Below are 18744 nucleotides of genomic sequence, written 5' to 3'. Positions count from 1 at the left end.
TATTGCGCCAGATCAAACCCGCTTTTACCCGACTGGCACAGAATTGCGGCGATGCGTTAGAATGCCTGCCAACCCTAGTGCATAAACTCTATATGAACATCAACAGCTACTGCTCATATTTCACATCTGGGCTTCAATTTCTGCAAAAGCTGGACTTTATGCGCCCATTTGCGGCAAACTTGCGCCCATGATGAAAGCTGACAGCGTGCCGGCCTTGCGCCGTATTCTGGTTTTGCATGGCCCCAACCTGAATCTGCTCGGGCTGCGCGAGCCACAACATTACGGTCGCGACACGCTGGATGATATCAACCAGCGCCTGATACAGCAGGCCAAAGCCGCCGGTTTCACACTGGAAACCCTGCAAAGCAACGCCGAACATGTGCTGATAGAGCGCGTACATGCTGCGTTGAATGACGGCACGGCTTTTATCATCATCAATCCCGCCGCCTTTACCCATACCAGCGTCGCACTGCGCGATGCACTGGCTGGCGTCAAGATTCCGTTTATTGAAGTTCACCTGTCCAATGTCCACGCCCGTGAGCCCTTCCGCCAGCATTCGTATTTTTCCGATCTGGCGCAAGGCGTGATCTGCGGACTGGGTGCTTCCGGTTACGAACTGGCTCTGACCCATGTGCTTATGCAAATGGCTCAGACGCCCCATCCAACAATCTAAAAGAAATTAGGATCAGCATGGACCTGCGCAAACTGAAAAAACTGATCGACCTGGTGGAAGAGTCCGGCATTGCCGAGCTGGAGGTCACCGAAGGTGAAGAAAAAGTCCGCATTACCCGCGTGACACAGAACAACCAGATGTTTGCCCAAGCCATGCAATACCATCAGCTGCCACCGGCTGCACCGGCTGCCGCACCGCTTGCTGCACCGGCTCCGGCTGCCGTCGTTGAAGTGGCTCCGGCCAACAATGCCGCGGCCGTGAAGTCGCCTATGGTCGGCACCTTCTACCGTTCGGCAAGCCCGGGCTCCAAGCCCTTTATCGAAGTCGGCCAGCAAGTATCCGTCGGCGACACGCTGTGCATTATCGAAGCGATGAAGCTGATGAACGAAATCGAAGCCGACCGCGCCGGTGTGGTCAAGGCCATCGTGGCCGAAGATGGCCAGCCGGTAGAATACGGCGAACCGCTATTCATCATCGAGTAAGGCTGCCAGCACGCCTTGGGAGGAGCAGGACGCGGATCGCTAGCCGGTCGGCCTCTTGCTCCTTGCCGTTCTCACGCCCTGCGGAGATATGATTCATGTTTGAAAAAATCCTGATCGCCAACCGTGGCGAAATTGCCCTGCGCATCCAGCGTGCCTGCCGTGAAATGGGCATCAAGACCGTGGTGGTCTACTCCGAAGCCGACCGCGAAGCCAAATACGTCAAGCTGGCCGATGAAGCGGTCTGCATCGGCCCGGCACCATCGGCCAAGAGCTATCTGCATGTGCCGGCCATTATCGCGGCCGCCGAAGTCACCGATGCGCAAGCCATTCACCCCGGCTACGGCTTCCTGTCGGAAAACGCCGACTTTGCCGAACGCGTCGAGCAGTCCGGTTTTGTCTTTATCGGCCCGCGCCCTGAAACCATTCGCCAGATGGGCGACAAGGTTTCGGCCAAGCACGCCATGATCGCCTCCGGCGTGCCTTGCGTACCCGGCTCGGAAGGCGCGCTGCCGGACGACAACGATGAAATCATCAAGATCGCCAAAAAAATCGGCTACCCCATCATTATCAAGGCTTCCGGTGGTGGCGGCGGGCGCGGCATGCGCGTGGTGCATACCGAAGCGGCGCTGCTGAACTCGGTCGAAATGACGCGTACCGAAGCGGGAGCCGCCTTCGGCAACCCGACCGTGTACATGGAAAAGTACCTGCAGGAGCCGCGCCATATCGAGATTCAGGTGCTGTCCGACGAGTACGGCGACGCCATCTATCTGGGTGAGCGCGACTGCTCCATGCAGCGCCGCCACCAGAAAATCATCGAAGAAGCACCGGCACCGGGCATTACCGACAAGCAGCGGCAGAAAATCGGTGAAGCCTGCGCCGCCGCCTGCCGCCGCATCGGCTACCGTGGCGCCGGCACCTTCGAATTCCTGTACGAAAACGGCGAGTTCTACTTTATCGAGATGAACACCCGCGTCCAGGTCGAGCACCCGGTGACCGAGCTGATTACCGGCATCGACATCGTGCAGGAGCAGATCCGCATCGCCGCCGGCGAGAAGCTGCGCTACAAGCAAAAAGACGTGCATATCAAGGGCCACTCCATCGAGTGCCGCATCAATGCCGAAGACCCGTTTACCTTTGTGCCAAGCCCGGGCAAGATCGAGGGCTACCACCCGGCCGGCGGCCCGGGCATCCGGGTCGACTCGCACATCTATCAGGGCTATACCGTGCCATCCCATTACGACTCCATGGTCGGCAAGGTGATTTCCTACGGTGACACCCGCGAACAGGCCATGGCGCGCATGCGTATTGCCCTGTCCGAGATGGCGATTTCCGGCATCAAGACCAATATTCCGCTACATCAGGAACTGCTGCTGGATAGCGCGTTCCGTCGTGGCGGCACCAGCATTCACTATCTGGAAGAGCGACTCGCCCAGAGAAAAAAAGGAAACTGATATGGCCTGGCAACAAGCCACCATTGATACCGATTCGGCCGTCGCCGAACAATTTGCCGATGCACTGATGGATGCAGGCTGCCTGTCTGCCGCCATCGAAGACGCGCTGGCCGGCACCGAAGCCGAGCAGCCGATCTTCGGCGAGCCGGGCGAGCCGGTCGAGCAGATGTGGAAAAGCAGCAAGATCATTGCGCTGTTCGAAGAACACGCCGATCTGGCGCTGATGATCGCCGCCGCCGCCACCGCGACCGGCATTGCGCTGCCACACTACACGCTGGAGCGGGTGGAAGAGCAGGACTGGGTGCGCCTGACCCAGAGCCAGTTCGATCCTATCCGCATCTCGGAACGGCTGTGGATCACGCCGACCTGGCATGATGCGCCGGACGCCAACGCCATCAATCTGCAACTGGATCCGGGCCTTGCCTTCGGTACCGGCAGCCACCCGACCACGCGTCTGTGCCTGCAGTGGCTGGATGCGAATATCAAGGGCGGCGAGACCGTGCTCGACTACGGCTGCGGCTCCGGCATTCTCGCCATCGCTGCCCTCAAGCTGGGTGCGGGCGATGTAGCCGGCGTCGATATCGACGCGCAGGCGGTACGTGCCAGCCTGGACAATGCCGCGCAAAACGGCGTCAGCGGCATCTTCTGCCTGCCGGATGCGACACCAGAAGCCAAGGTCGATGTGGTGCTGGCCAATATTCTGGCCAATCCGCTGCGCCTCCTGGGCGAGATGCTGGCCAGCCATGTGAAGACCGGCGGCAAGATCGTGCTCTCCGGCATTTTGCAGGAGCAGGCCGAAGAGCTGTCCGCCATCTACAACACCTGGTTTGAGATGGAAGCCCCGGTATTCGACGAGGGCTGGACCCGACTGACCGGAACACGACGCGCCTGATCCATGCAAACTACACAATGCCCGCAGTGCCAGACCCGATTCAAGGTCAGCGATGAACAATTGGCTGTCGCCGGCGGCTTTGTCCGCTGCGGGCACTGTGCGCATGTGTTCAATGCCAGCGACTTTCTGCAGGCCATGCCGGGCACCCTGCCTGTTGTCGCCCCATCCTCCCTGCCTTCGTCTGCCGATGATTTCGAGCTGGAGTTGCCCGACTTCGATCCGGCCGACTACTTGCCGGAAACAGAAAAAAGCGACATCGCCGAGCCGGCCGCCGCGATACTGCCGCCCGAGCCAGAGCCAGAGCCTGAGCCTGAGCCGCCGGTAGCGGAAAACCCGGATATTGCCGAATTCCAGCAGGCGCTGGCCGATGCGCTGCGTGCGCCAAAACAGGCTTCGCGCAGTATCGAGCCACCGGATGCCACACCTCTGCTGCCGCTGGGCGACCCGTTTGCCGAGGCCGATCAAGCAGACATCCTGCATACGGCCCGCAAGCCGCGCCAGGAACCGGTCATGGAGACGCCGCCGCCCCCGATCCCGGATAGCCCGGTCATGCCACCGCCTGTGCGCGAAGCGGCCACCCGCAATAAAGTACGCCCGTCCAGGCACGGTGCGCTTGGTGCGGCACTAGGCGTTGCCGCCGTGATGGGATTGTTTGTGCTGGCCGCCCAGCTGATCTATCTGAACCGCACCCGCATCAGTGCCGAGCTGCCGGAGTTGCGCCCGGTACTCGAACAAACCTGCGCCCGCCTGGGCTGCACCGTTCCCCTGCCTGCCGATCGTCAGCTACTGCGTACCGAATGGTCGGAATTGACCGTAGTGCCGGATCATCCCGGCCTGGTCCAGTTCACCGCCATCCTGAAAAACCATGCCCGTTATCCACAGGCATGGCCGGCGATGGAGCTGACCCTGACCGACAGCGAAGACCGGGTCCTCGTGCGTAAAGTCCTGCCACCGGCCGACTATCTGCCGCCGGCCGAACTCAAGGCCGGGCGCTTTGCTGCCGGCAGCCAGATACGCGTCAGCCAGCGCTTTGATGCCGCCCGTCTGGGCGCACGCAACAAGTCGCTGGGCTATAGCGTGAACTGGCTCTATCCGTAGAACAGCGAACAGGCTGATGCCTGCTGGCAGTGCCATAAAATGAAAAACCCCCATCCTCGGATGGGGGTTTTTATTTGCGCGACAAGACGGCGGCTTTAGCTACCGAACTCGCTCTTGGGCGAGCGCTCCAGCAGCTGATCCACCACATCCTGCGGCTTGGCGCCGTGATAGAGCAGGTCGCACACGGCGGCGGTAATCGGCATGTCGACCTCCAGCCGCTCGGCCATGGCCAGCACCTCGCGCGCGGTCGGCACGCCTTCGGCCACATGGCCAAGCTCAGCCAGAATCACGTCCAGCGGCTTGTTTTCGGCCAGCTTAAGGCCAACCTGGCGGTTGCGCGACAGCGCGCCGGTACAGGTCAGAATCAGATCGCCGACACCGGACAGGCCCAGCAGGCTTTGCTGGCCCGCACCCATGGCCACCGCCAGCCGGGTAATCTCGGCCAGGCCCCGGGTAATCAGTGCGGCGCGGCTATTCATGCCCAGCCCCATGCCGTCGGCGACACCGGTGGCAATCGCCATCACATTCTTCACTGCCCCGCCCACTTCCACGCCGACCAGATCATCGTTGGCGTAGATGCGCAGCAAAGGACTATGCAGCAAACGGGCATAGTCGCGGGCAAATTCGGCATTTTCCGAGCCCAGCGTCACTGCCGCCGGCAGGCCTTGCGCCACTTCGCGGGCAAAGCTGGGGCCGGACAAGACGCCGCAGCGCGTCAGGTGCGGACACTCCTGCTCCACCACCTGATGCGGCAGCAGGCTGGAACCCGCCTCCAGACCCTTGCATGCCCACAATAAGGGCACGTCGTCCTGACGCAGCGCCTTGAGTGCGCGCAAGCTGGAGCGCAAACCCGCAATCGGCGTCACGATCAACACCAGCTCGGCACCGGCAAGCGCCTGCGCCAGATCGGCGGTCAGCGCCAAGGCAGGCGGCAAGGGGCAACCATCCAGATAGCGGCGGTTGACGCCGTCCTGTTGCAGCGCGGCCATCAGCGCAGGGTCTCGCCCCCACAGTGTCACTTCGTGCTGGCGGGCAAAAGCTACCGCCAGCGCCGTACCCCAAGCGCCAGCGCCCAAAACGGCCAGTTTCATGCCTTGTTTCCGTTCATTACACACCCCACAGGGTATTGATGCGGACAAAGCCGGCTGCACCATCGCGGTGCTTGACCCGGACCCAGCCGGCTTGCGCCGGCTCAAGCAGTTCGACCACCGCATCCTTGTCCAGACGATAGGCCAGCGGTGCACTATCGCTGGCTGATGTCCTGACTTCGGCCTGCGCCGCCGTCACGATCAGCATGCGCTGTACCGACAAGGCGGCGGCAGGGATCCAGGCGATGCCGCCGCTGGCGTCGCGTACCCGCGCCCACTCTTTCTGCGTCGCCAGCACTTCCACCGGATAGTAGCGGCTGACCACAAACAGCTTTTTGGCATTCAAGGCCGGCGCGTCATACAGCGACACCCCGGTTTCCTTGACCGAGCGGAATTCCAGCGCAAAAGCCGGCGCGGCAGCACAGGCTGCCAGCACCAGCGCGGCCAGACTATGGCTTAGCTTCATGATCTTCAGGCGTTGCCGGCTTCGGCCATCTGCGCGCGCTGCTGCATATACAGCGCCTCGAAGTTGATCGGTGCCAGCAGCACAGGCGGGAAGCCGGCACGGTTCACCAGGCTGGACACAGTTTCGCGCGCATACGGGAACAGGATGTTCGGGCAAGCCACACCCAGAATCGGGTCGATGTCTTCAGCCGGAATGTTTTCGATGCGGAAGATGCCGGACTGGGCTACTTCGCACAGGAACATGGTCTTGTCGGCCAGCTTGGCGGTCACGGTCACCGTCAGCGTGCATTCGAAGAAGCCGTCATCGATCTGCTTGCCTTCGCTGCCCAGCTGCATGTCGATGTCGGGCTGAGCCTGTTCCAGGAATACGGCCGGTGCATTCGGCACCTCGAGCGAGAGATCCTTGACGTAGATTTTTTCGATGGAGAAAACCGGCTGCACTTCTTGTTGTTCGCTCATAAACAGGTCTCGCAATATGAATTGGATAAGAAAAAATCGGGCTCAAGCAGATTTGCATCATCGCATGAAAGCGTGCGGCGCGGCCACTCAGTCAGCCAACAGTACATCCAGCTTGCCGGCGCGGGACAGCGCCTCCAGATCATCGCAACCGCCGACATGGGTTTCACCGATGAAAATCTGCGGTACGGTGCGCCGGCCGGTGATGCTCATCATGCTGTCGCGCGCGGCAGGATCGAGGTCGATGCGGATTTCTTCAACCGCCTCGACCCCTTTGCTTTTAAGGACTTGCTTGGCACGGATGCAGTAAGGGCAAACCGCCGTGGTGTACATCGTTACTTTTTTCATCATGGTCTCGCAATCAAACTGGCGGAAAAACAACATTATACCGTCAAGGCGCCGGCCTCACGCCGGCATAAGACACCAGCACGCCATCGAGCAGCGCATCCAGATTCGGCAGCAACTGGCCGGAGCGCGGGCTGTTGATGATGGCGACGATGGCCAGACGCTCGCCATCCGGTGCCAGCCAGTAGCCGGCCAGCGCCCGCACACCGGCCAGCGTGCCGGTTTTCAGCCGCAAGCGCGGCCCCCATTGCCCGAGCCGGGTTTTAAGCGTGCCGCTCTCGCCGGCCACCGGCAAGCTGGCGATAAACTCGCCGGCGTAAGGCCCGCGCGCCGCTACGCGCAAGAGTTCGCCCAGCGCGCGCGCCGAGATGCGCTCGCGCCGCGACAGGCCGGAACCGTTTTCCAGCACCAGCGCCTGTGCATCCAACGCATTTTTCGCCAGCACGTGCCGCACCACCTGCGAGGCATCCGCCACCGTGTCACCCGTTAGCGGCCGCTCGGCGCCCAGCGTCAGGAACAGGCTGCGCGCCATGGTGTTATTGCTGTACTGGTTAATGGCAGACAAGGCCTGCACCAGCGGCGGCGAACGGTACAGCGCCAGGGTGCGCGCATCAGGCGGCGTGGCGGCGACTCCAAAGCCTTGCGGCCCCTCGCCGCCCAGACGCGCCCAGCGCGCGGCAAATGCTTGCCGTGCATAATCGTCGGCCGACAGCACATTGACAAAGCTGCTTGCCCCGTCACAGGCCCGTGGCAAGGCGCCGCTGACGCTGATCTGATTGCCTTGCTGCCGCACGCGCACATGGCGGCGCATATCGGCACACGCGCCCCCGGTCTCGCCGGCATCGCTCAGGTCCGACGCCAGCGTCACGCCGGGCAAGGCCGGCTCCAGCACCACGCGGGTGCCGCCACCGTCGTTGTAATAATGCAACCATGCCACCTTGAGATGGGTCAGGTGGGTATCCGGCGCCACGGCAAAGGCGCGCTCGGCATCAGCCTCGAAATCCTCGGCACTGCCGGTGGTGGCAAACGCGCCCTTGTCCAGCAGCAGCCGGCCATTGATGCGCTTGACCCCGCGCAGGCGCAACTCGCCCAGCAACTGGTCCAAAGCCGGCAGATCAAACAAGGGGTCGCCGCGTCCCTGCCAGTAGAGATCACCTTGCAAGGTGTCGCCGACGAGGGGCGCGGCCGATAGCAGCGTACTTTGCCAGCGCCATTGCGGCCCCAGCGTATCCAGCGCGGCAAAGCTGGTGACCAGTTTCATGGTCGAGGCCGGATTCAGCGCGACATCGGCGCGGTGCTCTGCCAGCACGTCACCACTGCCGACCTTGCCCACCCATAGCGCTACTTCGTTCTCTTGCAAGCCAGCCAAGTCGGGTTGCGCGGCGGCCAGCGGCGCGCCCATCGACGTGCATAGCAGCGCCAATAATAAACAGCGTTTCATCACATCTCCGTCGGGTCGACATCCAGCGACCAGCGCAAACTGCGTCCGGCCTTGCGCCCCAAACGCTCAAGCAGCGGCAAGGCCTGGTTCAGGCAACGGTGCAAGGCGCGGCGGTCGGCACACTCAAACACCAGTTGCATGCGCTCACGCCCGGCCAGCCGCGCCATGGTGGCCGGTGCCGGCCCGAACAGGGCGACCTCGCCCAGCCATGGCGCGGCCTCGGCCTTAAACTGGCCAAGAAAAGCCTCGGCTTCGTGTGCCTCGTGCGCATCGGCGCGCAGCAGCGCCTGGAAAATCGCCGGCGGGAAATGTGCCTCGCGCCGCGCCGCCAGCTCGCGCGTGGCAAAGCCGTCAAAATCCTGCGCCACCAGCGACAGATACAGCGGATGCTCGGGCCACTGCGTCTGCACCAGCACTTCGCCGCGATGCTCGGCACGGCCGGCGCGGCCAGCCACCTGCATCAGCAGGGAAAACAGCCGCTCGCCGGCACGAAAATCGGCCGAATACAGCCCGCCATCGGCCCCCAGCACCACCACCAGACTGAGGGCGCCGAAGTCGTGACCCTTGGCCAGCATCTGGGTACCGATCAGGATATCCACTTCGCCGGCATGCACCTTGCGGTACACCTCGTCCCAGGCATCCTTGTTGCGCGTGCTGTCGCGGTCTATGCGCAAGACACGCGCCTCGGGAAACAAGCGCTGGATAGCGCTTTCCAGCCGTTGCGTGCCCTCGCCCAGCGGCTGGATATCGACATTGCCGCAATCGGGGCACACGCGTGGCACGCCCTCTTCCCAGCCGCAATGGTGGCAGCGCAGCACGCGCTGCAGCAGATGCAAGACCAGCTTGCTTGAACAGCGCTTACAGCCCGAAGTCCAGCCGCACTGCGGGCAGGCTATCACCGGCGAGTAACCGCGCCGGTTGATAAATACCAGACTCATCTCGCGCTTTTGCAGACGCTTGGCCAGTGCGGCAAGCACCGGCTCGGACAGGCCCTCATTCAGACGCAGCAAACGGGTATCGACCAGACGCACCTGCGGCAAGCTGGCGGTGGCATGCGCCCGCGTCGTCAGCAACAGGCGGCGGTAACGCCCGGCCTCGACATTGGCCACCGTTTCCAGACTGGGGGTGGCACTGCCCAACACAATAGGCACCGCCGCATCATGCGCACGCCAGACGGCCAGATCGCGCGCGTGATAGCGCAAGCCGTCCTGCTGCTTAAGCGAGCCGTCGTGTTCTTCATCCACCACAATCAGCCCAAGCCTGGGCAGGGGCACGAATACCGACAGCCGCGTTCCGATCACAATGCCGGCACGGCCTTGCCAGGCATCGACCCAGCCTTGCAAGCGCTCGCCATCGGCAAGCGAACTGTGCAGGGCGGCAATCGGCGTGGCCGGGAAGCGGTCGGCAAAGCGTTGCAGCAACTGCGGCGTCAGGCTGATTTCCGGCACCAGCACCAGCACCTGACGCCCGGCGGCCAGCGCGCAGGCGATCAGATGCAAATACACTTCGGTCTTGCCGCTTCCGGTCACCCCTTGCAATAGCCAGGGCTGGAAGCGGCCAAAACTGTCACTGATGGCCGCAAGCGCTGCCTGCTGCTCGGCGTTGAGCTGCGGCCCGTCCGCCACCTCCAGTTCGGGCGTGGAAAGGGGCACGCGCTCGGCCTTGCCCTCTTCCAGCCACTGCCCCAAGACCTTGGGCGCCTGCGCCGACACCGTCCGCAAATCATGTATGGCTTGCGGCCCATCCTGCAAAGCCTGCCACAAAGCCAGACGGGCCCGTTGCCTGGCTGGCGGCTGATCGGCCAGACCGGCAGCACTCAGCGCCCAGGCGCGCCTGTCCGCCAGACGCGCCGCTTGCGCCACGCGCAAGGCGGTGGGCAAGGCGGTAAACAATGCCGCGCCCTTGGGATAGTGGTAATAGGCCGAGACAAAATCGATCAGCCGCAACAAGGCGGCAGGCAGCGGCGGCAACTCGTCAAAAACGGCCGCCAGCGGCTTGATTTTGGCCGGATCCAGTGCCGGATTCGCCACACCCTCCACCAGCACGCCACACTGTTTACGGCCGCGAAAATCCACCTGCACCCGTGTCCCCGCGGGCAAGGCATAGGGTGCGAGATAGGTAAATGTCCCGTGCAGGGGTACGTCCAGCAGCACCTCGACAGTTTCGAATGTATCCATTTTTACTCGATGCAGGCGCAAAGCCAGACGGGGCGCGGGTTTGCGCAAGCTGTGCACATAGTTTGTGGATAACTTTGTGCACAACCCTGAAAAAGAGGCCGGAAAAGCCGGCAGGACAGTGCTTCAGGCAGATTGCACAAATTTTGAACAATCGCGCAAACCCTTATAAAACAAGGTCTTGCGATGTTTATTAATTTTTTGCGACACAAGGCTTGACAGATGACGTTCGCAGCAAGCCCGATGTGCATAACTTGGTGGATCAAATCGAACGCCAGCTGTCAACCGTGTTTTGCAGCCCCCTTGACGGGGCTGCACCGTGCCTGGTCAACCCTGGTTGTGATAGGCGCGCGACAGGCGATGCACGCTGTCGACCAGCACGCCGGCGTGGGCAGGATCGGCAAACTGCGAGATGCCGTGCCCCAGGTTGAAGACATGACCGGAACCGGTGCCATAGGAGGCCAGAATGCGCGCGACTTCCTTCTCGATTCCCTCCGGGCTGCCAAACAGGACGTTCGGGTCCAGATTGCCCTGCAGGGCGACTTTATCCCCGACGCGCGCGCGCGCCTCGCCAATATCGGTAGTCCAGTCCAGGCCCAACGCGTCGGCGCCGGTTTCGGCCATCGCCTCCAGCCATTGCCCGCCGCCCTTGGTAAACAGGATCACCGGCACACGCCGGCCTTCATGTTCGCGGATCAGGCCGCTGACGATCTGCTGCATATAGGACAGCGAAAACTCGCGGTAGGCCGGCCCGCTCAGTGCGCCCCCCCAGGTATCAAAAATCTGTACCGCCTGCGCGCCGGCACGAATCTGCGCATTCAGGTACTCGGTCACCGTGCGCGCATTCACATCCAGAATGTGGTGCAGCAATTCGGGACGGCCATACATCAGCGCCTTCAGGTGACGGAAGTCGGCCGAGCCGCCGCCTTCTATCATGTAGCAGGCCAGCGTAAACGGGCTGCCGGAAAAGCCGATCAGCGGCACACGCCCATCCAGCGCCTTGCGGATGCTGGAAACGGCATCGAACACATACTGCAACTTGTCTTCCACATGCGGCGCCACCAGCGCCTTGATTGCCGCTTCATCGCGCAGCGGACGCTCGAACTTCGGGCCTTCGCCCTCGGCGAAATACAGCCCCAGCCCCATGGCATCGGGTACGGTCAGGATGTCGGAGAACAGAATGGCCGCATCCAGCGGGAAACGCTCCAGCGGCTGCAAGGTGACTTCGGTGGCGTAATCCGGGCTGGTGCACAAGCCCATAAAGCTGCCGGCACGGGCGCGCGTGGCGCGGTATTCCGGCAGATAGCGCCCGGCCTGGCGCATCATCCAGACCGGTGTGTATTCCACCGTTTGATTGAGAAGTGCGCGCAGGAAGACATCGTTTTTAAGCTGGGTCATGATAGGCCACGTCGTTTGCATTGGCCGCCATTATACCTGCAAGCGTCATCTCCTCACCCCCTTTGCACAGGCAGAACGCGCCCGCAAAAACGACAAAGACGGCAGGAAAAGCGCTTCGCCCTCCCTGCCGTCCTGATACCTGCACCGCAGGCACATGCTTACACGTCGGCGATAGCCTCGTTGCCCTTGGCTTCCATCCAGCCGCGACGGCTGGAGGCTTCGCCCTTGCCCATCAGCATGGTAAACATGCGGCGGGTGTCGTCGGCGGCACCATTACGCACGCGCACGCATGACAGGCGCCGGGTGTCGGGATGCATGGTCGTGTCTTTCAGTTGTTCCGGGTTCATCTCGCCCAGACCCTTGAAGCGCGAAATGCCCCACGCGCCTTCGCGCACATTCTCGCTGCGCAGGCGGTCGAGGATGGCTTCCAGTTCGCCCTCATCCAGCGCATACAGCTTGCGCGGCGGACGGTTTTTACCCGAGCCCGGCACATCGACGCGGTACAGCGGCGGCTGCGCGATATGGATATGCCCTGCCGCCAGCAGCTTGGAAAAGTGCCGGTAAAACAGGGTCAGCAGCAACACCTGGATGTGCGAGCCGTCCACGTCGGCATCCGACAAAATGGCAATCTTGCCGTAACGCAGCCCGGACAGGTCGGCGTCCTCACCCGGCGCATGCGGATCAACCCCGATCGCCACCGAGATATCGTGGATTTCGGCATTGGAGAACAGCTGGTCGCGATCGGTTTCCCAGGAGTTGAGCACCTTGCCGCGCAGCGGCAGGATGGCCTGGTACTCCTTGTCGCGCGCCAGCTTGGCCGAGCCGCCAGCCGAATCCCCCTCGACCAGGAACAGCTCGTTGCGTGCGATATCTTCGCTCTCGCAATCGGTCAGTTTGCCCGGCAATACCGCCACGCCCGAGCCCTTTTTCTTTTCGACCTTTTTCACCGAGCGCAAGCGGCTCTGCGCCTGGCGGATGGCCAGTTCGGCAATTTTCTTGCCCGCCTCGACATGCTGGTTCAGCCACAACTCGACCGGGTCGCGCACCACGCCCGAGATCAGCTTGAGCGCGTCGCGGCTGGTGAGTTTGTCCTTGGTCTGGCCCTGGAACTGCGGGTCCAGCACGCGGGCCGACAGCACAAAGCGCACCCGGCTCCATACATCTTCCGCCATCAGCTTGACGCCGCGCGGCAAGAGATTGTGCAGGTCGACAAAGCTTTTGACCGCATCGAATACCCCGGCGCGCACGCCCGCTTCGTGCGTACCGCCCAAGGGCGTCGGAATCAGGTTGACGTAGCTCTCGCCACCGCCGGCTTCGTCAAACCAGGCCAATGCCCACTGCGCACCTTCGCCGCGGGCAAACTGCTCGTGATCGTCACCAATAAACGCCTCACCGGCAAACAAAGGTGCCACCGGCTCGTCACCACCACACAACTCGGCCAGATAACTCTTCAGGCCGTTAGGGTATTGCCAGACCCTGACCTCGTCACCACCGGCCTTTTCCAGCGTCAGGCTGACCACGACCCCGGGCAGCAGCACGGCCTTGGCGCGCAGCAGGCGCTCCAGTTCGGGAATGGAATAACGCGGGCTCTCGAAATACTTGCCATCCGGCCAGATGCGCACGCGGGTGCCGCTGGTGCGCGGCCCGCAGTCGCCACTACGCGCCAAAGGCTCGATAACATCGCCACCGGAGAAAGCCAGCTGGTAAACGCCACCCTCGCGCTTGACCTCGACTTCCAGCCGGGTCGATAAGGCATTGGTTACCGACACCCCGACGCCGTGCAGGCCGCCGGAGAAGGCATAAGCACCACCGTCTTTCTTGTTGAACTTGCCGCCAGCGTGCAGCCGGGTAAAGACCAGTTCGACCACCGGCACATTTTCGAGCGGATGCAGCCCGACCGGAATGCCGCGCCCATCATCTTCGACCGACAGCGAGCCGTCCAGATGCACGGTCACGGCGATTTTTTTGGCAAAGCCGCCCAGCGCCTCGTCGGCGGCGTTGTCTATCACTTCCTGGCAGATATGGGTCGGGTCGGTAGTACGGGTATACATTCCCGGACGCTCCTTGACCGGCTCCAACCCCTTGAGCACGCGTACCGAAGATTCGTCGTATTGTTGGTTCATGGTGTCCTGTTGAAAATTTTGGTCACGCCCTGCAGGCGGACAAGTTCACGCTCATGCAGGCCGGACAGCAGTAATTGGGAAGCCAAGGCACCGACCAGGGCCAGAAACATATCCCATTGGGTGTCCCAGGGGTCGCCCTGGGTCGCAAGAAAGGCATTGGCGTCGGCGCCTATCGCGACGGCCACCCACCATTCGATCAGCTCGTAAAAGGCGGAAAAGGCCAGACAGAACGACGTCGTCAGCAGCACCAGCCACAAGCCCGGCCGTAGCGGCGTTCTGCGCCGCAGTACTTCACGTGCAAGAATGGCCGGCACAAAGCCTTGCGCCAGATGCCCCAGCCGGTCGTAATGGTTGCGTGTCAGATCAAACGCATCGCGCAGCCACAACCCTGCCGGCACTTCGGCATAGGTGTAATGGGCACCGATCAGCAAGATAGCCGCATGCACCAGCATCAGGCACAGTGCCAGCGGCGTCCAGACAAAGCGCGGCCAGGCCCATAGCAACAAAGGCGCACCCAGCAATACGGGCAGCGCCTCCAGCAGCCAGGTCGCACGGTCGGTCGGCGCGATGGCCGACCACAGAACAAGCGGCAATAGCAGCAGCAACAGCCACCATGGGCGCCGCCGTATATAGGCGGGCGTCAGTGGTCGTGCTCCCGCGCGTCGCCGACACGGGCAATATATTCCTCCCGCGTCTCCATCCCCTTCAGGAAGCGCGACAGTTCGCGTAGCGAGCGATCGTATACATCGCGCTTGAATTCGATCACGCTGTCTATGGGGGCCCAATAATCGTTCCAGCGCCAGCCGTCGAATTCGGGGTGGCTGCTTGCCCGCAGGCAGACATCACTATCGCGCCCGACCAGCCGGAGCAAAAACCAGATCTGCTTCTGCCCCTTGTAGCTGCCGCGCCATTCACGCCTGACCCAACTGGTTGGCACTTCATAGCGCAACCAGTCGCGCGTGCGGCCGATAATCCTGACATGACGAGGCAGCAGGCCGACTTCTTCCATCAGCTCGCGGTACATCGCAGCTTCCGGGCTCTCGCCCGGCTTGATGCCCCCTTGGGGAAACTGCCACGAGTGCTCGCGCACCCGTTTGCCCCAGAACACCTCATTGTGTTGATTAATGAGGATGATTCCGACATTGGGGCGGTATCCATCCCGGTCCAGCATGGTGAAACCTGCATTCATGAGTTGTGCCGATTTTTGCACATTTCACCACACCGTGCCATCCGTACACGCCTTGATTGGCAAGGATTTGCATTTGATGCACTGCACTAGCCGTTGAAAATAATTGACGCGTTCAGAGCGGGCGTCTACAAGTGAAGGACGGAAAAATTAATCCATAAGAATAAAAGAGGCTGACACCCGCATGCCCAGCATGAGCAAAACGATTCAGCGGACACTCTATTTGTCCCACCTGCTAAGCCCCTTGCCCGGTGTCAGTTAGATCCGTTTCCACTGTTTGCGCCTATTTCACAGCACAACTCAAGGAAACGCGATGATGAAAGACCTATCCAACTGGTTCTCCGAGCGCGGCATCAGCCGTGTTGAATGCCTGATTCCCGACATGGCCGGCACTGCGCGCGGCAAGCGAGTGGCAAGCGCCAGTCTCGCGAATGCCGAACTGCGTTTTCCGCTGGTCGGACTGGTGCAAAGCATCAGCGGCGACTGCCAGCAGCAACTGGTGCCCGCTACCGACCCGGATATGTGCCTGCTAGCCGACTATGCCAGCTTGCGCCCGCTGCCCTGGGCCAGCGAACCCACCGCCCAGTTGATTTACGACTGCCATCACGAAAATGGTGCCCCCATCCCTCAAGCACCACGCAATGTACTCAAGCGGGTACTGGCACAGTATCAGGCATTGGGTCTGCAGCCCGTCGTCGCCCCGGAAATGGAGTTTTACCTGACGGCTCCTAGTGCAGGCCCGGGCCTCTCTCCTGCTGCGCCCGGCGGACGCCATGGCAGACGCGAGACGCGACGCCAGCCCTATAGCCTGGATGCCGCCGATGCTTTCAGCCCGGTACTGGATGATATCTACCGCTACTGCCACGCGCAGGGGATAGGCGCTGCTGCCGTGCTGCATGAAGTCGGTCGTGGCCAGCTGGAGATCAACCTGGACCATGGCGATGCCCTAGACTTGGCCGATCAGGTTTTCCTGTTCAAGCGCACCGTGTACGAAGCCGCACGCCAGCACGGCCTGATTGCCACGTTTATGGCCAAGCCGATGGCGGATGATGCCGGCAGCGCCATGCATATCCACCAAAGCCTGATCCGGCAGCAAACGGAACAGAATGTGTTTTCACTGGCGGATGGCTCGGCCTCGCCCACCTTTTTCCACTATATCGGCGGTCTGCAACGCTATCTGCCGCAGGCCATGCTGCTGTTTGCGCCTTACGTCAACTCCTTCCGCCGGCTGGCCCCCTTCTCGGCCGCCCCCATCAATGTGGCATGGGGCTACGACAACCGCAGCTGCGGCTTGCGCGTGCCGAACAGCCCGCCGGCCGCCCGCCGCGTCGAAAACCGCCTGCCCGGCGTTGATGCCAATCCTTATCTGGCCCTGGCGGCGACACTGGCATGTGGCTTGCTTGGTATCAGACAGGAAATCCAGCCGGATGCTGCACGACAAGACAGTGCTTACGACTTGCCTTATGCCTTCCCCCGTACGCTGGGCGGTGCCATCACTGCACTGCAAAACAGTCATGATCTTGCCGAGTTATTGGGTAGCGAGTTTGTCAGCAGCTACTGCGCATTGAAAAAAGTGGAAGACGATGAATTCAACCGCATCGTCACTCCATGGGAGCTGGAAAACCTGCTGGAGAATGTCTGAATCACCATAGCCTCATCGAACCTAATTCGGTGCGATGAGGCCGGCATGCACCAAGGAGAAAACAAAAGATGCAAAAAACTACCATTGCTATTGCACTCGCCACCTTGCTTGGAAGCAGCCTGACGCAGGCGGCAAGCAAAGAGCTGAATGTTTATAACTGGTCCGATTATATTGCCGCCGACACCATACCTAATTTCCAGAAGGAAACCGGGATCAAGGTGCGCTACGACGTGTACGACAGCAATGAAATCCTGCAGGCCAAGATGCTGACCGGCAAGTCAGGCTACGACATTGTGGTGCCAACAACCATGTTCCTGCCCAGACAGATCGAAGCAGGCCTGTATCAGCCGCTGGATAAATCCAAGCTGCCCAACTACAAGGGGCTGGATCCGGAATTACTGAAGCTGACATCCACATTCGACAAGGGTAATAAATACGCGATACCGTATTTTTGGGGCATGAACACACTTGGCATTAACAGCGACAAGGTGAATAAGGCACTAGGGGGCAAGCTGCCAGCCAAGCAATGGGATCTGTTGTTCAAACCGGAATACGCCTCCAAGCTCAAGAGCTGCGGCATCAGCGTACTGGACTCTCCATCCGAGGTTTTCCCTATTGTCTTGCACTATATGGGTAAAGACCCCGGCAGCAAAAATCCTGCCGATTATCAGGAAGCAGCAAAACTGCTGAAAACCATCCGTCCCTATATCACCCGCTTCTCGTCTTCTGGTTATATCAATGAACTGGCAGGAGGCTCGCTCTGTCTCGTTCTGGGCTATGGTGGCGATCTGAATATCGCCAGAAACCGGGCTCAGGAAGCGAAAAATGGAGTCAAGATACAACCCTTGGTTCCGGCGGAAGGGGTTGGCATCTGGATAGACAGCATGGTTATCCCGAAAGACGCGAAAAACCTGGATAACGCGTATAAGTTTATCGATTACAACATGAACGCTAAAGTCGCCGCAGCCAACTCCAATTTCGTCAACTATGCACCAGGCAGCGTCGCCGCACGCCCGTTTATCAATAAGGACAACCTCGCCAACCCATCCATTTTCCCGACCAAGGAAATCATGGCCAAAAGCTTTGTCATGCTGCCGCTAGACCCTAAAGTGCAGCAACTCAGCACCCGCCTGTGGACACAACTCAAGACCGGCAAATAAGACATGGCCGCCGGCAGGCGGCTTATGCAGCGAATAAGCTGCAAATGCAAAAACCCCCGACCTTTAATCAAGGTCGGGGGTTTTCTAATGGGGCGTCTGGCGGTGTCCTACTTTCACATGGCGAATGCCACACTATCATCGGCGCTAAGGTGTTTCACGGTCCTGTTCGGGATGGGAAGGCGTGGGACCACCTCGCTATGGCCACCAGACATTAACTTGTCAAATTGTAGAAACCGAAATTAAACACCCAGACCACTTCTTTCTCTGGATGCCTTGGTAGAAGTATTGCTTCGCAACTCTGCTTATCTTAGCAAAGCCACTCAAATGATAGGATCAAGCCTCACGAGCAATTAGTATCGGTTAGCTTCATGCCTCACAGCACTTCCACACCCGACCTATCAACGTCCTGGTCTCGAACGACTCTTCAGGAGGATCAAGTCCTCAGGGAAGTCTCATCTTCAGGCGAGTTTCGCGCTTAGATGCTTTCAGCGCTTATCTCTTCCGAACTTAGCTACCCGGCAATGCCACTGGCGTGACAACCGGTACACCAGAGGTTCGTCCACTCCGGTCCTCTCGTACTAGGAGCAGCCCCCGTCAAACTTCCAACGCCCACTGCAGATAGGGACCAAACTGTCTCACGACGTTTTGAACCCAGCTCACGTACCACTTT

Annotated in this window: 17 protein-coding genes and 2 rRNA genes; 7 read left to right on the top strand and 12 right to left on the bottom strand. The window is 60.9% G+C overall.

From position 1 onward, the window contains the following. Window positions 1-190: 190 nt before the first annotated feature. The 5 genes from aroQ (at window position 191) to EGI20_RS03015 (ending at window position 4596) form a co-directional block, all read left to right on the top strand. Window positions 191-673, top strand: coding sequence for a type II 3-dehydroquinate dehydratase (gene aroQ / locus EGI20_RS03035; protein WP_498629565.1), 483 nt, complete (start codon window positions 191-193; stop codon window positions 671-673). Between the two features lie 17 nt (window positions 674-690). Further along, window positions 691-1155: an acetyl-CoA carboxylase biotin carboxyl carrier protein gene (gene accB, locus EGI20_RS03030; protein ID WP_124736452.1), complete on the top strand. Its 465-nt coding sequence runs from the start codon at window positions 691-693 to the stop codon at window positions 1153-1155. A 95-nt stretch (window positions 1156-1250) separates the two neighbouring features. Further along, window positions 1251-2606, top strand: coding sequence for an acetyl-CoA carboxylase biotin carboxylase subunit (accC, locus tag EGI20_RS03025; RefSeq protein WP_160798354.1), 1356 nt, complete (start codon window positions 1251-1253; stop codon window positions 2604-2606). Between the two features lies 1 nt (window position 2607). After that, complete coding sequence (prmA, locus tag EGI20_RS03020; RefSeq protein WP_498629509.1) at window positions 2608-3498, top strand: 50S ribosomal protein L11 methyltransferase; 891 nt, start codon at window positions 2608-2610, stop codon at window positions 3496-3498. 3 nt (window positions 3499-3501) lie between these two features. Beyond that, the gene (locus EGI20_RS03015; protein ID WP_498629507.1) at window positions 3502-4596 is read left to right on the top strand and encodes a DUF3426 domain-containing protein; all 1095 of its coding nucleotides are present in this window, start codon (window positions 3502-3504) and stop codon (window positions 4594-4596) included. A 95-nt stretch (window positions 4597-4691) separates the two neighbouring features. On the opposite strand, the gene EGI20_RS03010 is transcribed toward EGI20_RS03015, so the two are convergent. The 10 genes from EGI20_RS03010 to EGI20_RS02965 all read right to left on the bottom strand — a co-directional run bounded on the left by EGI20_RS03010 (window position 4692) and on the right by EGI20_RS02965 (window position 15257). Next, entirely contained in the window at window positions 4692-5687 is a 996-nt protein-coding gene (locus tag EGI20_RS03010) for an NAD(P)H-dependent glycerol-3-phosphate dehydrogenase (protein ID WP_498629505.1), read from the bottom strand. Window positions 5688-5703: 16 nt separating this feature from the next. Next, on the bottom strand, window positions 5704-6150 hold the full coding sequence (locus EGI20_RS03005) for an SH3 domain-containing protein (protein ID WP_498629503.1): 447 nt from the start codon (window positions 6148-6150) through the stop codon (window positions 5704-5706). 5 nt (window positions 6151-6155) lie between these two features. Then, window positions 6156-6608: a protein-export chaperone SecB gene (gene secB / locus EGI20_RS03000; RefSeq protein ID WP_124736446.1), complete on the bottom strand. Its 453-nt coding sequence runs from the start codon at window positions 6606-6608 to the stop codon at window positions 6156-6158. 87 nt (window positions 6609-6695) lie between these two features. Beyond that, a complete protein-coding gene (gene grxC / locus EGI20_RS02995) occupies window positions 6696-6953 on the bottom strand; it encodes a glutaredoxin 3 (protein ID WP_498629563.1) in 258 nt (85 codons plus the stop codon). A 43-nt stretch (window positions 6954-6996) separates the two neighbouring features. Then, on the bottom strand, window positions 6997-8391 hold the full coding sequence (gene dacB / locus EGI20_RS02990; RefSeq protein ID WP_498629501.1) for a D-alanyl-D-alanine carboxypeptidase/D-alanyl-D-alanine endopeptidase: 1395 nt from the start codon (window positions 8389-8391) through the stop codon (window positions 6997-6999). Further along, on the bottom strand, window positions 8391-10568 hold the full coding sequence (locus EGI20_RS02985) for a primosomal protein N' (RefSeq protein WP_498629499.1): 2178 nt from the start codon (window positions 10566-10568) through the stop codon (window positions 8391-8393). The genes dacB and EGI20_RS02985 overlap by 1 nt, the downstream gene beginning before the upstream one ends. Window positions 10569-10892: 324 nt before the next feature. Then, window positions 10893-11963: a uroporphyrinogen decarboxylase gene (gene hemE, locus EGI20_RS02980; RefSeq protein ID WP_498629497.1), complete on the bottom strand. Its 1071-nt coding sequence runs from the start codon at window positions 11961-11963 to the stop codon at window positions 10893-10895. Window positions 11964-12121: 158 nt separating this feature from the next. Next, on the bottom strand, window positions 12122-14086 hold the full coding sequence (gene parE / locus EGI20_RS02975) for a DNA topoisomerase IV subunit B (protein WP_160798340.1): 1965 nt from the start codon (window positions 14084-14086) through the stop codon (window positions 12122-12124). Continuing rightward, window positions 14083-14691 carry a DUF2238 domain-containing protein gene (locus EGI20_RS02970; RefSeq protein ID WP_498629495.1) on the bottom strand — a complete coding sequence of 203 codons (609 nt, stop codon included), beginning with the start codon at window positions 14689-14691 and terminating at the stop codon, window positions 14083-14085. The genes parE and EGI20_RS02970 overlap by 4 nt, the downstream gene beginning before the upstream one ends. Before the next feature lie 35 nt (window positions 14692-14726). After that, window positions 14727-15257, bottom strand: a complete 531-nt coding sequence (locus EGI20_RS02965) for an RNA pyrophosphohydrolase (RefSeq protein ID WP_124736475.1) — start codon at window positions 15255-15257, stop codon at window positions 14727-14729. A gap of 328 nt (window positions 15258-15585) precedes the next feature. On the opposite strand from EGI20_RS02965, the gene EGI20_RS02960 reads away from it, so the two are divergent. Together EGI20_RS02960 and EGI20_RS02955 are read left to right on the top strand one after the other, a co-directional pair. Next, complete coding sequence (locus tag EGI20_RS02960) at window positions 15586-16914, top strand: glutamine synthetase family protein (protein ID WP_498629493.1); 1329 nt, start codon at window positions 15586-15588, stop codon at window positions 16912-16914. Window positions 16915-16982: 68 nt separating this feature from the next. Then, on the top strand, window positions 16983-18074 hold the full coding sequence (locus tag EGI20_RS02955) for a polyamine ABC transporter substrate-binding protein (protein ID WP_498629491.1): 1092 nt from the start codon (window positions 16983-16985) through the stop codon (window positions 18072-18074). 94 nt (window positions 18075-18168) lie between these two features. Here the strand turns inward: EGI20_RS02955 and rrf are convergent. Continuing rightward, window positions 18169-18283: ribosomal RNA gene (gene rrf, locus EGI20_RS02950) — 5S ribosomal RNA — on the bottom strand. Between the two features lie 120 nt (window positions 18284-18403). Beyond that, a 23S ribosomal RNA gene (locus tag EGI20_RS02945) occupies window positions 18404-18744 on the bottom strand; the annotation flags it as partial.

This window comes from Aquitalea sp. S1-19 (genome assembly GCF_024343515.1).
Note: the sequence above shows the minus strand (reverse complement) of the source record. Positions and strands in the feature narration are given on the sequence as shown.

Coding starts and splice junctions, on each gene's coding strand:
- accC (WP_160798354.1), top strand. CDS start 1,251: ATGTTTGAAAAAATCCTGATCGCCAACCGTGGCGAAATTGCCCTGCGC.
- aroQ (WP_498629565.1), top strand. CDS start 191: ATGAAAGCTGACAGCGTGCCGGCCTTGCGCCGTATTCTGGTTTTGCAT.
- secB (WP_124736446.1), bottom strand. CDS start 6,608: ATGAGCGAACAACAAGAAGTGCAGCCGGTTTTCTCCATCGAAAAAATC.
- accB (WP_124736452.1), top strand. CDS start 691: ATGGACCTGCGCAAACTGAAAAAACTGATCGACCTGGTGGAAGAGTCC.
- EGI20_RS03015 (WP_498629507.1), top strand. CDS start 3,502: ATGCAAACTACACAATGCCCGCAGTGCCAGACCCGATTCAAGGTCAGC.
- EGI20_RS03010 (WP_498629505.1), bottom strand. CDS start 5,687: ATGAAACTGGCCGTTTTGGGCGCTGGCGCTTGGGGTACGGCGCTGGCG.
- EGI20_RS02960 (WP_498629493.1), top strand. CDS start 15,586: ATGATGAAAGACCTATCCAACTGGTTCTCCGAGCGCGGCATCAGCCGT.
- parE (WP_160798340.1), bottom strand. CDS start 14,086: ATGAACCAACAATACGACGAATCTTCGGTACGCGTGCTCAAGGGGTTG.
- grxC (WP_498629563.1), bottom strand. CDS start 6,953: ATGAAAAAAGTAACGATGTACACCACGGCGGTTTGCCCTTACTGCATC.
- EGI20_RS03005 (WP_498629503.1), bottom strand. CDS start 6,150: ATGAAGCTAAGCCATAGTCTGGCCGCGCTGGTGCTGGCAGCCTGTGCT.
- hemE (WP_498629497.1), bottom strand. CDS start 11,963: ATGACCCAGCTTAAAAACGATGTCTTCCTGCGCGCACTTCTCAATCAA.
- EGI20_RS02955 (WP_498629491.1), top strand. CDS start 16,983: ATGCAAAAAACTACCATTGCTATTGCACTCGCCACCTTGCTTGGAAGC.
- EGI20_RS02965 (WP_124736475.1), bottom strand. CDS start 15,257: ATGCTGGACCGGGATGGATACCGCCCCAATGTCGGAATCATCCTCATT.
- dacB (WP_498629501.1), bottom strand. CDS start 8,391: ATGAAACGCTGTTTATTATTGGCGCTGCTATGCACGTCGATGGGCGCG.
- prmA (WP_498629509.1), top strand. CDS start 2,608: ATGGCCTGGCAACAAGCCACCATTGATACCGATTCGGCCGTCGCCGAA.
- EGI20_RS02985 (WP_498629499.1), bottom strand. CDS start 10,568: ATGGATACATTCGAAACTGTCGAGGTGCTGCTGGACGTACCCCTGCAC.